At 65.2% G+C, this 12,810-nt stretch carries 17 protein-coding genes; 12 read left to right on the forward strand and 5 right to left on the reverse strand.

What is annotated here, in order from left to right:
• The first annotated feature begins 3 nt into the window (after positions 1–3).
• The 5 genes from BJA_RS31345 (at position 4) to BJA_RS31365 (ending at position 3,670) form a co-directional block, all read left to right on the forward strand.
• Positions 4–972, forward strand: a complete 969-nt coding sequence (locus tag BJA_RS31345) for a YVTN family beta-propeller repeat protein (protein ID WP_038966741.1) — start codon at positions 4–6, stop codon at positions 970–972.
• Positions 969–1,778: an ABC transporter ATP-binding protein gene (locus BJA_RS31350; protein ID WP_011088930.1), complete on the forward strand. Its 810-nt coding sequence runs from the start codon at positions 969–971 to the stop codon at positions 1,776–1,778. The genes BJA_RS31345 and BJA_RS31350 overlap by 4 nt, the downstream gene beginning before the upstream one ends.
• Positions 1,775–2,623, forward strand: a complete 849-nt coding sequence (locus BJA_RS31355) for an ABC transporter permease (RefSeq protein WP_011088931.1) — start codon at positions 1,775–1,777, stop codon at positions 2,621–2,623. The genes BJA_RS31350 and BJA_RS31355 overlap by 4 nt, the downstream gene beginning before the upstream one ends.
• Complete coding sequence (locus BJA_RS31360; RefSeq protein ID WP_011088932.1) at positions 2,620–3,234, forward strand: hypothetical protein; 615 nt, start codon at positions 2,620–2,622, stop codon at positions 3,232–3,234. Before BJA_RS31355 ends, BJA_RS31360 begins: the two co-directional genes overlap by 4 nt.
• 136 nt (positions 3,235–3,370) lie before the next feature.
• Entirely contained in the window at positions 3,371–3,670 is a 300-nt protein-coding gene (locus tag BJA_RS31365; RefSeq protein ID WP_011088933.1) for a copper-binding protein, read from the forward strand.
• Positions 3,671–3,805: 135 nt separating this feature from the next.
• Here the strand turns inward: BJA_RS31365 and BJA_RS31370 are convergent, their stop codons facing one another.
• Both BJA_RS31370 and BJA_RS31375 read right to left on the reverse strand, forming a co-directional pair.
• Positions 3,806–4,363 carry a PQQ-dependent catabolism-associated CXXCW motif protein gene (locus tag BJA_RS31370; RefSeq protein WP_011088934.1) on the reverse strand — a complete coding sequence of 186 codons (558 nt, stop codon included), beginning with the start codon at positions 4,361–4,363 and terminating at the stop codon, positions 3,806–3,808.
• The gene (locus BJA_RS31375; protein WP_038966732.1) at positions 4,360–5,241 is read right to left on the reverse strand and encodes a substrate-binding domain-containing protein; all 882 of its coding nucleotides are present in this window, start codon (positions 5,239–5,241) and stop codon (positions 4,360–4,362) included. The genes BJA_RS31370 and BJA_RS31375 overlap by 4 nt, the downstream gene beginning before the upstream one ends.
• 129 nt (positions 5,242–5,370) lie before the next feature.
• On the opposite strand from BJA_RS31375, the gene BJA_RS31380 reads away from it, so the two are divergent.
• Both BJA_RS31380 and BJA_RS31385 read left to right on the forward strand, forming a co-directional pair.
• Positions 5,371–6,297 carry a quinoprotein relay system zinc metallohydrolase 2 gene (locus BJA_RS31380; protein WP_038966742.1) on the forward strand — a complete coding sequence of 309 codons (927 nt, stop codon included), beginning with the start codon at positions 5,371–5,373 and terminating at the stop codon, positions 6,295–6,297.
• 70 nt (positions 6,298–6,367) lie between these two features.
• Positions 6,368–7,186 (forward strand): quinoprotein dehydrogenase-associated SoxYZ-like carrier, encoded by an 819-nt coding sequence (locus BJA_RS31385; RefSeq protein WP_038966743.1) that lies wholly within the window; start codon positions 6,368–6,370, stop codon positions 7,184–7,186.
• Positions 7,187–7,306: 120 nt separating this feature from the next.
• Here BJA_RS31385 and BJA_RS31390 read toward each other — a convergent pair whose 3' ends face one another.
• Positions 7,307–7,666 (reverse strand): hypothetical protein, encoded by a 360-nt coding sequence (locus BJA_RS31390; protein ID WP_038966733.1) that lies wholly within the window; start codon positions 7,664–7,666, stop codon positions 7,307–7,309.
• 87 nt (positions 7,667–7,753) lie between these two features.
• On the opposite strand from BJA_RS31390, the gene BJA_RS31395 reads away from it, so the two are divergent.
• Genes BJA_RS31395 through BJA_RS31415 form a run of 5 tightly spaced genes read left to right on the forward strand, consistent with a single transcriptional unit; the run spans position 7,754 to position 11,421 of the window.
• Positions 7,754–8,734, forward strand: coding sequence for an ABC transporter substrate-binding protein (locus tag BJA_RS31395; RefSeq protein ID WP_038966734.1), 981 nt, complete (start codon positions 7,754–7,756; stop codon positions 8,732–8,734).
• A gap of 1 nt (position 8,735) precedes the next feature.
• Positions 8,736–9,473, forward strand: coding sequence for an ABC transporter permease (locus BJA_RS31400; RefSeq protein ID WP_011088940.1), 738 nt, complete (start codon positions 8,736–8,738; stop codon positions 9,471–9,473).
• Positions 9,463–10,203 (forward strand): ABC transporter ATP-binding protein, encoded by a 741-nt coding sequence (locus tag BJA_RS31405; RefSeq protein ID WP_028174368.1) that lies wholly within the window; start codon positions 9,463–9,465, stop codon positions 10,201–10,203. The genes BJA_RS31400 and BJA_RS31405 overlap by 11 nt, the downstream gene beginning before the upstream one ends.
• Positions 10,204–10,249: 46 nt before the next feature.
• Positions 10,250–11,047, forward strand: coding sequence for a pentapeptide repeat-containing protein (locus tag BJA_RS31410; protein WP_011088942.1), 798 nt, complete (start codon positions 10,250–10,252; stop codon positions 11,045–11,047).
• 26 nt (positions 11,048–11,073) lie between these two features.
• Positions 11,074–11,421 carry a hypothetical protein gene (locus tag BJA_RS31415; protein ID WP_011088943.1) on the forward strand — a complete coding sequence of 116 codons (348 nt, stop codon included), beginning with the start codon at positions 11,074–11,076 and terminating at the stop codon, positions 11,419–11,421.
• A gap of 10 nt (positions 11,422–11,431) precedes the next feature.
• On the opposite strand, the gene BJA_RS31420 is transcribed toward BJA_RS31415, so the two are convergent.
• Both BJA_RS31420 and BJA_RS31425 read right to left on the reverse strand, forming a co-directional pair.
• On the reverse strand, positions 11,432–11,641 hold the full coding sequence (locus BJA_RS31420; RefSeq protein WP_011088944.1) for a hypothetical protein: 210 nt from the start codon (positions 11,639–11,641) through the stop codon (positions 11,432–11,434).
• A 259-nt stretch (positions 11,642–11,900) separates the two neighbouring features.
• Positions 11,901–12,806, reverse strand: coding sequence for a hypothetical protein (locus tag BJA_RS31425; protein WP_038966738.1), 906 nt, complete (start codon positions 12,804–12,806; stop codon positions 11,901–11,903).
• Positions 12,807–12,810 lie beyond the last annotated feature (4 nt).

The following is a 12,810-nucleotide window of genomic DNA, read 5'->3' on the forward strand; positions in this document are numbered from 1 at the left end:
CAGATGTCGCGCATGTGGCGTGTTGGGCTTCTCTCGGGACTGGCGCTCATGACCGCGCCCGCGCACGCCTACATCGCCTATGTCTCGAACGAGAAGAGCAACACGGTCTCGGTGATCGACACCGACAGCTGGACGGTGACCAAGACCATCAAGGTCGGCCAGCGCCCGCGCGGCATCGACTTCACGCGCGACGGCAAGTTCGTGATGGTCGCGGTCGGCGACGACGACACCATCCAGGTGATCGACGCCAAGACGCAAAGCGTGGTGGACAGCCTGCCCTCCGGCCCCGATCCCGAATTGTTCGCCCAGGATGCCGCCGGCAAGATCCTCTATGTCGCCAACGAGAACGACAACACGGTGACCGTGATCGATCTCGAGAAGCGCGCCCGCCTCGGCGACATCCAGGTCGGCGTCGAGCCCGAGGGCATGACCATCAGCCCCGACGGCAAGACGCTGATCAACACGTCCGAGACGACCAACATGGCGCATTTCATCGACACCGCCTCGCGCCAGATCGTCGCCAACGTGCTGGTCGACGCGCGGCCGCGCTTTGCCGAGTTCAAGCACGACGCTTCCGAATTGTGGGTGTCCTCGGAGATCGGCGGCACTGTCTCGATTATCGATCCCGGGAAGCACGAGGTGATCGGCAAGGTCACGTTCGAGATTCCGGGCCTGCGGAAAGAGGCCATCCAGCCGGTCGGCATCGACATGACCAGGGACGACAAGACCGCCTTCGTCGCGCTCGGCCCCGCCAACCGTATCGCCGTGGTCGATGTCGCGACGCGGAAGGTGACGAAATACCTGCTGGTCGGGCAGCGGGTCTGGCACATGGCGTTCACGCCGGACGAAAAATACCTGCTCACCACCAACGGCGTGTCGAACGATGTTTCCGTGATCGACGTCGCCGCGCAGAAGGTGATCAAGACCATTCAGGTGGGCGAACTGCCCTGGGGCATCGCGATCGCGCCATGACCAGTCCCGCCTCCATCGCCGAGCCGCGCGACGGCGCGCCGAAGCTAGATCCGGCGGCGGTGCCGGCGCTGTCGATCGACGGCGTCAGCCATGCCTACGGCCCGCGCCGGGCGTTGATGGACGTCTCCTTCAACGTGCAGCCCGCGAGCTTCACCGCATTGCTCGGCCTCAACGGCGCCGGCAAGAGCACGCTGTTCTCGCTCATCACGCGGCTGTTCGGCATCCAGTCCGGCCGCGTCGGCATCTTCGGTCATGACGTCAGCAAGAGCCCCGGCGAGGCGCTGCGGCTGCTCGGCGTCGTGTTCCAGCCGCGCACGCTCGATCTCGATTTGTCGCTGACGCAGAACCTGCTCTATCACGCCGCGCTGCACGGCATCAGCCACCGCGAGGCGGCCGCGCGCAGCGCCGAACTGCTCGGCCGCATCGGCCTCTCCGAGCGCGCCGGCAGCAAGGTGCGCGATCTCTCCGGCGGCCAGATGCGGCGGCTGGAGATCGCACGCGCGCTGCTGCACCGGCCGCGCCTGTTGTTGCTGGACGAGCCGACCGTCGGCCTCGACGTCAAGGCGCGCGCCGACATCATCAGCCACGTCCGCCAGCTCGTCACCGAGCAAGGCATCGGCGTGCTCTGGGCCACGCATCTGTTCGACGAGATCATGGCCGGGGACGACCTCGTGGTGTTGCACCAGGGCAAGGTGCTGGCGCAGGGGCCGATGAGCCGCGTCGTCACCGAAGCCGGCGCACAGGACGTCAACACCGCCTTCATGCGCCTGACCGGCGCGCAAGTAGTGCCGGGAGGCGGCGTATGAGCAGCATCACCACGGGCGAGGCACCGCGCGGCTTCTCGTTCCAGGAGTACATGACTTGCCTCACCGGCATCGTCTGGCGCGAGGGGCTGCGCTTCCTGCATCAGCGCGAACGCTTCGTCTCGGCGCTGGTGCGCCCCCTGGTGTGGCTCTTCATCTTCGCGGCCGGCTTCCGCCAGGTGCTCGGCATCTCCATCATCCCGCCCTACGAGACCTACATCCTCTACGAGGTCTATATCGCGCCGGGGCTGATGGCGATGATCCAGCTCTTCAACGGCATGCAGTCCTCGCTCTCGATGGTCTATGACCGCGAGATGGGCAATATGCGCACGCTGCTGGTGAGTCCGCTGCCACGCGGCTTCCTGTTGTTCTGCAAGCTGCTGGCGGGCACCGCAGTGTCGCTGCTCCAGGTCTACGCGTTCCTCCTGATCGCCTGGTTCTGGGACATCACCCCGCCGCCATCGGGCTATCTCACGGTGCTGCCGGCGCTGATCCTGTCCGGACTGATGCTGGGCTCGCTCGGCATGCTGATCTCCTCCGGCATCAAGCAGCTGGAAAACTTCGCCGGCGTGATGAACTTCGTGATTTTCCCGATGTTCTTCGCCTCCTCCGCACTCTACCCGCTCTGGCGGGTGCAGGAGGGCAGCCCTTATCTGTACTATCTCTGTGAGGCCAATCCGTTCACCCATGCGGTCGAGCTGATCCGTTTTGCGCTCTACGGGCAAATCAACTGGATCTCGCTGGCGGTGGTTGCGACCTGCACAATCGTCTTCATGATCGGCGCGATTCTGGCCTATGATCCCTCGCGCGGGCTGGCGCGACGGGGCCCCGCGGGAGGCGAAGGATGAAGGTTCGGACCGTGACCATGGCCGTTCTGGCGCTCGCCGCCGCGAGCACGGCCGCGCGCGCGGCCGATCCGCGCTATCCGGACTGGCCCTGCACCCAGGCGAAAGTGCCGGAGATCTCGCTCGCCGCCGTCTGGGCCGGCCCGGCGCTCGACGATGTCCAGACCAAGTGGAAGGACGATGCCAGGATCAGCGCGCTGGTCTCAAAGCTGTCGGCGCGCAAGACGCCGCTGGACGAGGCCGAGAAATCGGTGAAGGAATTCCTGGCCGGCTCCGCCGCTGACAAGACCGCGAACGCAAAGCTCCTCTTCGCCGGCCTGTTCGACACCCTCAACGCCCAGCGCTCGCAGGTCATGAACGGGCTCGAACGGGTCAGCCGCAAGCAGCGCGACGCCGCCGACAAGATCCGCGACGAGACAATTCAGCTCCAGGCACTCCAGGGCGCGACACCGCGCGACGAGGCCAAGGTCGAGGCGCTCAGCAACGAGCTGGTCTGGAAGACCCGCATTTTCGAGGACCGCCACAAGGTGGTGCGGTTCGTCTGCGAGGTTCCGACCGCGATCGACCAGCGCCTGTTCGCGCTCGGCCGTGTGATCCAGCAGGAAATGGAATAGCGTCAACCTCGCTGACGGCTCCGCAGAAGTTCCCGCGATCTCATTGCGACTATTAACCTTTGCCGCGCTATCTGCCGGAACCAAATCGCTCTAGGATGTCTTGTCGATGTGAATCTCGAAATGCCCGGAGGCCTCGATGGGAACCACCAGATTCATCCTCGCAGGCGCTGCGGTCCTCAGCGTGCTCGCATCCAGCGCTTTTGCTGACGACATGACCGGAATGGTCACCAGGATCGACCGTCTCAACGGCACGATCTCGATCCAGCAGACGCAGAAGGGAACGGTCGGCGGGAGCGCAGGCGGCGCCGGCATGCTCCAGGAGTACAAGGCCAAGGATGCCGCGATGCTGGATGCCGTCCATGCCGGCGACAGGGTGAACTACTCTGCGACCGACAATAACGGCACGGGGACGCTGACCAAGCTGCAGAAGCAGTAGGCCTCCACGGCGTCATGGCCGGGCTAGTCCCGGCCATCCACGCCTCGCCCACAGCGCGAAGAACGTGGATGCCCGGGACATAGGCGAGCGAAGCGACGCCGTCCTTCGGACGGCTATGCCCGGGCATGACGGTTACTATTGATCCGGCCGCGGCTCCGGCTGCCCTTCGTCGGTCGGCAATGCCGCGCGCTCCCAGCCGTCGCTGCCATCAGGATACCAGGCGATGTTGGAATAGCCGTAAGCCAATGCACGCCTGGCGGCGTTCCAGGACATCCAGCAGTCGGCCAGACAATAGATCACCAGCAGCGCGGCCTTGTCGCCGCGCGACGCTTGCGCGAGGCCGCGCTGCAAATAATCGTCCATGGCTGGCGGCAAATTTCCGTAGCCGGTATCCGGCAGCCACAGGCTGCCGGGAATGTTTCTGCGCGGCGCATCGCGCCAGACCGTACCTTCGGGAAGATTTTTCGGCTTCGGCGCGCGCGGCATCACGTCGATGAACGCGCCGCTCTTGTCCCGCCAGATCGCCTCCGCTTCGGCTGTGGTGAGCACGCGCGCGCCGGCGAGCGTCGCCGGCACCGGCGCGCGGTAATTGTCGGTGCGGTAGCCCTCGGGCTCGAACGGCTCCGGCTGCTGCGCCAGTGCCGGTGCCGCCAGAACGGCGGCGACCAGTGCAGCGGCAACGCGCCGCCTCATGGCGCCTTCTTGGCCGTCTCCGCGCCGAGCGGCCGGTCGCTCTCGTCCAGCAAGGGAACGCCGAAGTCGAGCAGGATCTTGTTGATCTCGCCCTGGTTCTCCTGGATCAGCTTGTTGAGCTGCCGCTTCCAGTTCTGGTCGGCGGGACGCACGCCCATGCCGATGCGATAGACCAGCTTCGGCCCGGTGGTTTCCTTCACCAGCGGCGTGACATGGAGCGAGCCGGCTTTCTTGGCATAGAAGCCGGCCATCGGTCCCCACAGCACGCCGGCGTCGATCTTGCCGGCCGAGAGGTCGTCGATCATCGCCTGCGCGGAATTGTCGAAGCGCGTGTCGATCATCAGCGGATAGGGCTTTGCGTCGCCCATCAGGCCTGCGATCGCCATATTGGTTGCCGGCGGCGTGCCGGCGACGATGCCGACGTGCTTGCCCTTGAGCCTGGTATCTTCGAGCGTGTCGACGTCTTCGAGCCCGCTGCCGGCCTTTGCGACCAGCGCATAGGTCGTGCGGTAATAGGGATTGGTGCCCTGCACGAGGTCGTCGCCTTGCGGGAAACCCATGATGACGTCGCAGCGATGTGCGCCCAGCGTCATCCGGACGAAGCCTGTCGCCTGCGGGAAGAACACGTAGTCGAGCTTCTTGCCGAGCTTGTCGGCGAACAGCTCGGCGAGCTTGTTCTCGAACCCCTCGCCCTTCTCGTTGGAGAACGGCAGATTGCGCGGATCGGCGCAGACCCGCAGCACCTTCGGGTCGACCAGCTCGAACGAGAGGTCTCCGGTCTCGCTGGTCTGCGCCATGGCAACGCCGCCCAGCGCGCAGGACGCAACCAGGCCCCACAGCAAGAACAACCCGCGACGATGTCGTCCGGCCTCCGTCATCGCGCTTCCTCCTCGTTTTGTTTGAATGTTATCCATGCAACGCATGACGCGCCATGTTTTGCCAAACCTTGCGCTGGCTTCCCTTTGTTGCAGTGCAATGCAACAAACCCTTTGAACTGGGGCGGAAAAGTGTCTCACATCGCTTCAATGATCGCTGCCCTGACCCTGCTCGGGATAGCGACGCTAGCACGCACTGATGCAGCCGAATTGCCTGTAAGCGAAGTCGCGCCGGGAATCTTCGTACACTCCGGGACCATTGCCCTGATGACGCGCGAGAACGAGGGCGACATCGCCAATGTCGGCTTCATCGTGGGCACTGACGCGGTCGCCGTGATCGACACCGGCGGCAGCTTGCGCGAGGGCGAGGCGCTGCTGGCGACCGTGCGGGCCCGCACTGAGAAGCCGATCCGCTACGTCATCAACACCCACGGCCATCCCGACCATGTCTTCGGCAATGCAGCCTTCGTTGCGGAAGGAACCAGCTTCGTCGGCCACAGCAGGCTGCCGCAGGCACTGGCGACGCGCGGGCCCTACTATCTCGACAATTTCCGTCGCATCATGGGCGGCGAGCTGATCGATCCCGTGAAGATCGTACCGCCCACCCTACTCGTTTCGGACACGATGACGCTCGATCTTGGATCGCGCCGCCTGACCTTGCGGGTCTGGCCGGCCGCGCACAGCGACAATGACCTGACGGTGTTCGACGAGACGACCAAGACGCTGTTCGCGGGCGACCTCGTCTTTCTCCGCCACATTCCGGTCATGGACGGCAGCATTCGCGGCTGGCTTGCCCTGCTTAGGGAGCTTGAAGCGGTTCCGGCAATTCGCGTCATTCCCGGTCACGGCCCCGTGAGCGACTGGCCTGCGGCGCTGGTCGACGAACGACGTTATCTCACGACGATGCTGTCCGACGTCCGCACACTCAACAAGAAGGGCGCGCCGATCCGAACCGCCGCGGACAAGGCCGCTGAATCGGAACGGTCGCACTGGCAACTGTTCGAGGATTACAATGCCCGCAACGCAACCGCAGCATTTTCGGAAATTGAATGGGAGTAGCGGGCGCGCTACGCTATGCAGGGATGAGCTTCGCGGACCCTGACTGCTTCGTCCGCACGGGACCATGACCATGACGGGATGCATACGCCGCCTGCCCCTTATCGCCCTCCTCCTCGGCGTCGCCTTTGCCGCGCCGACGCAGGCCGAAGAGACCTACGATCCCTGGCCGGGCCTGGTGCAGGACATCTTCAGCAACCGTCCGATGAACGACGGCGCCAACGTGATCGGCATCGAGATGCCGTATCGCGCCGAGGACGCGGCCATCGTGCCGGTGACCCTGCGCAGCAAGCTCTCGCCGGGCGATGCCCGCCGTATCCGTTCGATCACGCTGGTCATCGACCGCAATCCGGCGCCAATGGCGGCGAAATTCGAGCTCGGGCCGGATGCCAATGTCAGCGAGATCTCCACGCGCGTGCGCGTCAACAACTACACCGACGTCCACGCGGTGGCCGAGCTCAGCGACGGCCAGCTCTATGTCTCCAAGACCTATGTGAAGGCCTCCGGCGGCTGCTCCGCGCCGGCGGGAAAGAATGTTGAGGAAGCCAAGAACCGGCTCGGCCAGATGCGCTACCGGCAATTCGCGCGCGAGGACGCGCCGGCGAGCCGCGTCCGCGAGGCGCAGATCATGATCGGCCATCCCAACAATTCCGGCCTGCAAATGGACCAGGTCACGCAGCTCTATATTCCCGCCTTCTTCATCAACCAGTTGAAGCTGACGCAGGACGACAGCCCCGTGCTGTCAATGGAAGGCGGCATCTCGATCTCCGAAGATCCCAATCTGCGCTTCACCTATGTCTCCAACGGCGCCAAGCGTTTCCGCGCGGAAGCGAAGGACACGGATGGACATGTGTTCCGCAACGAGTGGGATGTGGAGAAGCCGGGGACTTGATAGTCTCGCCGTCATTCCGGGGCGGTCCGCGGGACCGAACTATGGTGCGCGATTGCGCACCTGAGAATCTCGAGATTCCGGGTTCGATGCTTCGCATCGCCCCGGAATGACGGTGTTAGATCAAAAACACCTCACCTCGGCTTCCGCCTGCGCCCGCCTCAAATCATTCACCGCCGAATTCGCCTGCTCCGACGTGCGAAACTGGACGCCGAGATTGCCGCGCACCTGGGACATGCTGAGCGCGGTCTCGGCGGTGACGTAGCGCTCATAGGTGACGATGGAGGCTACCACGTCGATCGAGCAGGAACATTGCTCGATCGCGGCCCGTGTCTCGCCATTGGCCTTCATGCAGCCATAGACATATTCCGCGCGCGCCGCCGTCGGATAGTCGTTGGCCTCCTGCGCGCACGCCGTGGACACGGTCGCCGCCAGCACCGCCAATGCGGCGACAATCGGTCGTAGCTGTCCCGCCAGATTCATGAGCGTCCTCCCGCTGGTTGCGATGAAAGCTATGCTATGCGTATTGTCCTGAAAAGCACTCCCTTCGAGGAAACGGCTCACAAGGTGATGAGAGCACTTGGTCGGACATTGGCGCTCGCGGTGACGCTGGCGCTGACACAGGTCGCAAGCGTCCGCGCCGCGGATACCATCCGCCTTGCGGTGCAGAAGACCGGAACATTCTCCTGGGAGCTGGCCGCGATCCGGGCCGGCGGCCTCGACAAGGAAGCCGACCTGTCGCTGGAGGTCACCGAGCTTGCGAGCCCCGAAGCCGGCAAGATCGCGCTGCGTGCGGGCAGCGCCGACATCATCCTGTCGGACTGGCTGTGGGTGTCGCGCGAGCGGGCCCTCGGCGCCAAGCTCACCTTCTACCCCTATTCCAGCGCACTTGGCGCGGTAATGGTGCCCGCGGCCTCGCCGATCAAGACGCTCGCCGACCTCAAGGGCCGCAAGCTCGCCGTCGGCGGCGGCGCGATCGACAAGAGCTGGCTGCTGCTGCAGGCGCGGATGAAGCAGGACGGCATCGACCTGAAGTCGGAAGCGACCATCGTCTATGGCGCGCCACCCTTGATCGCCGCCAAGGCGCTCGACGGCGAAATGGATGCCAGCCTCAATTTCTGGAATTTCTGCGCCCAGCTCGAGGCCAAGGGCTTTCGCCGCCTCGCCGGCATCGAGGACATCCTGCCGAAGCTCGGCGCCAAGGGCGCGGTCTCCGCGGTCGGTTATGTCTTCGACGAGGGCTGGGCCGCGAGCCATCGCGATGCGGTGGCGCGTTTCATTGCGATGACCCGCAAGGCCAAGCAGCTGCTGGTCACCTCCGACGCCGCCTGGGAGAAGATCGCGCCGCTCACCGGCACGAGCGATGCCGTCATGCTCAAGACCTACCGTGACCGTTATCGCGACGGCATTCCGCGCCGGAGCATCGCCGACGAGGAGGCCGATGCGCGTGTGCTCTATCGCGTGCTGGCCGAGACCGGCGGCCGCGACCTGGTCGGGCCGGCGGCCGAGCTCGACCCCGGCACCTTCTATCACGCAGTCCCCGGAGACTGAGGTGCTGCGTCTGCTCTCGTTTTCCCTGTTCCTCGCGACCTGGTGGCTTGCGGCGCTGTTCGTCGGCGGCGCAAAGCTGCCCTCCCCGCCTGCCGTGCTCACCGTCATCATCGCGGAAGCGTCGAGCGGCGCGCTGTTCCTGCATCTCGGCGCCACGCTGGCGCGCGTCGCGCTCGCCTTCGTGCTGGCGATGTCGCTCGGCAGCGCCATCGGCTACCTCATGGGGCGGGTGAAGCTCGCCGACCGGCTCGGCGATCCCTGGCTGATCCTGCTGCTCAACCTGCCTGCGCTGGTCGTGATCGTGCTCGCCTATATCTGGGCCGGCCTGACCGAGGCGGCGGCGATCGCCGCGATCGCCATCAACAAGCTGCCGACCGCCATCGTCACCTTGCGCGAGGGCACGCGCGCGCTCGACCGTTCGCTGGACGAGATGGCGAGCGTGTTCGCGATGCCGCGCTGGCGTGCCTTCCGCCATGTCGTGCTGCCGCAGCTTGCGCCCTATATCGCGGCCTCGGCGCGCTCCGGATTGTCGCTGGTGTGGAAGATCGTGCTGGTCGCCGAACTCCTGGGACGGCCGAACGGCGTCGGCTTCGAGATCGGCGTCGCCTTCCAGCTGTTCGACACGCCGCGGCTACTCGCCTACTCCCTGACATTCGCCGCCGTCGTGCTCGTGATCGAGACCGTGCTGGTGCAGCCGTTCGAGGCCCGTGCAACAAGGTGGCGGCCCCGTGCGGCTTGAAGTCGATATCACAGGCAAGACGTTCAGGAGTGCCGCGGGCGAAACGCACGAGGTGCTGGCCCCGGTCAAGTTCGCGGTTCAATCCGGCGAGGTCGGCGTGCTGATCGGTCCCTCCGGCTGTGGCAAGAGCACGATGCTGCGCATCATCCTCGGGCTCGACCGCGATTTCCACGGGACCGTCGCGCGACCGCCGGAAGCGCGGATCGGGATGGTGTTCCAGGAGCCGCGGCTGCTGCCGTGGCGCTCGGTCGAACAGAATGTGCGGCTTGCGGCTCCAGACATCTCCGAGGCGAAGCTGTCGGAGCTGTTCAGGATCCTGGAACTGGAAGCGCATCGCAGCCACTTTCCCGGCGAATTGTCGCTGGGTCTTGCCCGGCGCGTCGCTCTGGCCCGCGCCTTCGCAGTCGAGCCCGATCTGCTCGTGCTCGACGAACCCCTCGCCTCGCTCGACGACGCGCTCGCGGGCCGCCTGCGCGACGAGATCGCGACGCTGGTCGCAAGCCGCCCTGTGATGACGTTGCTCGTCACCCACAGCCTCGACGATGCGGTCCGCCTCGGCGACCGCCTGTTCTTCCTGTCGCCGCAGCCGGCGCGCATTCTGGCAGAGGTGCCCATCAGCATCCCGCGTGGGGCACGCGGCGACGCAGAGATCGCCACGATCAAGGCGGACCTCGTGGCGAGGATCCAGGGCGAACATAGCGGCGAACGCGCCGGGCGTGATGCCTCATAGGCAACCACGCCAAGCGCGTGCTAAACAGGGCCGCTAGCGGAGCCTGATGATGAAGCGAATGATCGCCCTCATGACGCTTGGCCTCGCTCTCGTCGCGACCATGGCGAGCGCGCAGGACATGATGCGTGACGTCGACCTCACGTCACCCGCGATGGTCTCCGCGGAAATGAGCCGGCAGGAGGTCGAGGCCATCCTGGGCAAAGCGAGCGCCGGGGCGCCGGCCGATTTCACCGGCAAGCGGTTGTCGGGGCTCGATCTCTCGGGTCTCGACCTTTCCACGGTGATTCTCCGTGCGGCACGCCTCAACAAGACAAAACTCGCCGGTGCCCGTCTTGATCATGCGATCCTCGATCAGGCGTGGCTGCTGGACGCCGATCTCGCGGGCGCGAGCCTGAAGGGCGCCAACCTGTTCGCCTCGCAGATGGCGCGCGCGCGTCTAGACGGCGCGGACCTGACCGGTGCTCGCATCGCGGCCGACCTCACCGGCGCAAGCCTGGTCGGCGCCTCGATTGCTGATGCTCATCTTGGCGCCGATATGCGCAACCAGTCGATGGGACTCATGCGCGCCGTGCTGCGATCCGCCAATCTGGAACGGCTGAACGCGCGCAACGCCGACCTGTCGCGCGTCGATCTTGAATTTGCCTCCCTCAAGGGAGCCGACCTGACCGGTGCGTCGCTCAAAAATGCTCAGCTCGGCGGCGCCGACCTGACCGGAGCTACCGTCACTGACGCCGATTTCGAGGGCGCTGATCTTACCTCAGCGAAGTTGATCGCGCCGATCGGCCTTGACCGCGCCCGGAATTTCGACAAGGCAAAGAACCGCGAGCGCCTGATCAGGGAATAAAGGCGCGCCTTTGGGAGGATCGGTTGATGCGTTGGTTTCTGGCTTTGATCGCCTTGTTGACGTTTGCCGGCGAAACCGCCGCCCAGAGCAAGGGCAAGGGCATCCGGCTCTGGAACCTGACGACGGAGACGATCTCCGGCTTCCAGCTCTCGCCCGCCGGCAAGACCGAGTGGGGACCGAACCAGTGCCTGAACGACAAGGACAAGGAGGTAGACCACGACGAGCGGCTGCGCATCACCGGCGTCGAGCCCGGCCGCTACGACGCCAAGGTCAGCTATCCCAACGCGCGGCAGTGCGTCGTCCGCGACATCGAGATCAAGGCCGACGCGGTGTTCTCGATCGCCGACAAGGATCTGAAGGACTGCACGAAATAGGACGGCCGCGTCACGCCTTGTCGTTCGCGTGCGGATATTCGCAGCGCCACCGTACCGCCTGCCACTTCGGATGGTCGCCAACCCATTGCGCGATATAGGGTGGCGCCGCCATCGCGCATTGCCGCGGCGACCCCGCATAGTTGAACACCAGATGCTGTTCCTCGCAGGTCGCAGGCGACAGCACCGCACACACAGTCACCACCAGGTCGATCGGGTTCATGCCGGAATCCTCACGCAAGGGCGATCAAAGTTTAGCATGAAAGGCTACGTTCCGAGGAGCCGGAAGTTTCAATCCGCCGTGAGGGTTGGCCGGAACAGCCGATCTCTCTGCTGCGCGAGGTCCTAACATGCGAGGCTAAAACTTGAGACCTTGACGCTTCCACATCGTCATGGCCGGGCTTGTCCCGGCCATCCACGCCTTGCTCCGCGGTACAGAGAACGTGGATGCCCGGGACAAGCTCGGGCATGACGACCCTGCATTAGAAATTAACGCCGAACACCAGCCGCGCCTGGTGGCGCTCGAAATTGACGAGGTCGAGATTGGCGCCCGATCCGGCCGGGCGGCCCCAGGCCTGCATGCTCCAGCTCAGGGTGAGGCGCGAGCGCTCGGAGAGCTGGAAATAGGCGGTCGGGCCGACGAACAGGGCCTGGCCCGAGAATTCGCCGAGGCCGATGCCCTCGTATTGCCGGAAGTAGCGCAGCTCGCCGCCGAGCAACATGTTGGGCCGCACCCGCACGAGGCCGGCGAAGGCCGCGCCGATCGTGGAGCTTTTCTCCGACAGCCCCGCCACATCGAAGCGCGCCCATTCCGGCTGATAGATCAGGTTGAGGGCGCCGATGGCAAAGTTCGGGATCAGCTCGCGATCGAAGGCGAGCGTGAACTCGGTGCCGTACATCCGCCCCTTGGCGCCGCTGGTCTCGTCGATGCGATCGCCGTGGAGCTCGGCGGCAACCGTCAGGCCAAACGGCGCGCGCTCGCGGTCGAGCAAGCGATAGCGCAGGTCGAGCGAGGCACCCTGGAAATTGAATTGACGGCGATCGTCGATATCGGGGACGCCGGTGATGTCGTGCAGGCTGGCGGTGGCGCCGAGCTCGATACGGAAGTTCGGGAGCGGCACCACCTCGATCTCGACCTCCTGCGCGAGGGCGCGATAGGTGCCGCCGCCCTTGCCGAACCGCCCCGTGGTCTGGCTCTGGAATTCGCGCTCGCCGGGATTTCCGACATCGGTGCCGATCATGAAGCCGAAGATGTGCTCGGTATCAAAGCCCTCCTCGGCGTGCACGCAGGTCGGTGCAAGCGCGAATGTGCAGGCAGCCATGATCCAGAAGGTTTGAGCTCTCGCGCGCATCCCGAACACTACCACGGCTTCGACGGCGTTTGCCATCGAA

Source organism: Bradyrhizobium diazoefficiens USDA 110, from assembly GCF_000011365.1.
In the GTDB taxonomy this organism is placed as follows: Bacteria; Pseudomonadota; Alphaproteobacteria; order Rhizobiales; family Xanthobacteraceae; genus Bradyrhizobium; species Bradyrhizobium diazoefficiens.

Excerpts from the sequence above, each read along its gene's own strand:
- BJA_RS31350 (WP_011088930.1), top strand. The coding sequence starts at position 969 with ATGACCAGTCCCGCCTCCATCGCCGAGCCGCGCGACGGCGCGCCGAAG.
- BJA_RS31415 (WP_011088943.1), top strand. The coding sequence starts at position 11,074 with ATGCGTTGGTTTCTGGCTTTGATCGCCTTGTTGACGTTTGCCGGCGAA.
- BJA_RS31385 (WP_038966743.1), top strand. The coding sequence starts at position 6,368 with ATGACGGGATGCATACGCCGCCTGCCCCTTATCGCCCTCCTCCTCGGC.
- BJA_RS31345 (WP_038966741.1), top strand. The coding sequence starts at position 4 with ATGTCGCGCATGTGGCGTGTTGGGCTTCTCTCGGGACTGGCGCTCATG.
- BJA_RS31420 (WP_011088944.1), bottom strand. The coding sequence starts at position 11,641 with ATGAACCCGATCGACCTGGTGGTGACTGTGTGTGCGGTGCTGTCGCCT.
- BJA_RS31355 (WP_011088931.1), top strand. The coding sequence starts at position 1,775 with ATGAGCAGCATCACCACGGGCGAGGCACCGCGCGGCTTCTCGTTCCAG.
- BJA_RS31370 (WP_011088934.1), bottom strand. The coding sequence starts at position 4,363 with ATGAGGCGGCGCGTTGCCGCTGCACTGGTCGCCGCCGTTCTGGCGGCA.
- BJA_RS31395 (WP_038966734.1), top strand. The coding sequence starts at position 7,754 with ATGAGAGCACTTGGTCGGACATTGGCGCTCGCGGTGACGCTGGCGCTG.
- BJA_RS31425 (WP_038966738.1), bottom strand. The coding sequence starts at position 12,806 with ATGGCAAACGCCGTCGAAGCCGTGGTAGTGTTCGGGATGCGCGCGAGA.
- BJA_RS31360 (WP_011088932.1), top strand. The coding sequence starts at position 2,620 with ATGAAGGTTCGGACCGTGACCATGGCCGTTCTGGCGCTCGCCGCCGCG.
- BJA_RS31375 (WP_038966732.1), bottom strand. The coding sequence starts at position 5,241 with ATGACGGAGGCCGGACGACATCGTCGCGGGTTGTTCTTGCTGTGGGGC.
- BJA_RS31365 (WP_011088933.1), top strand. The coding sequence starts at position 3,371 with ATGGGAACCACCAGATTCATCCTCGCAGGCGCTGCGGTCCTCAGCGTG.
- BJA_RS31410 (WP_011088942.1), top strand. The coding sequence starts at position 10,250 with ATGATGAAGCGAATGATCGCCCTCATGACGCTTGGCCTCGCTCTCGTC.
- BJA_RS31390 (WP_038966733.1), bottom strand. The coding sequence starts at position 7,666 with ATGAATCTGGCGGGACAGCTACGACCGATTGTCGCCGCATTGGCGGTG.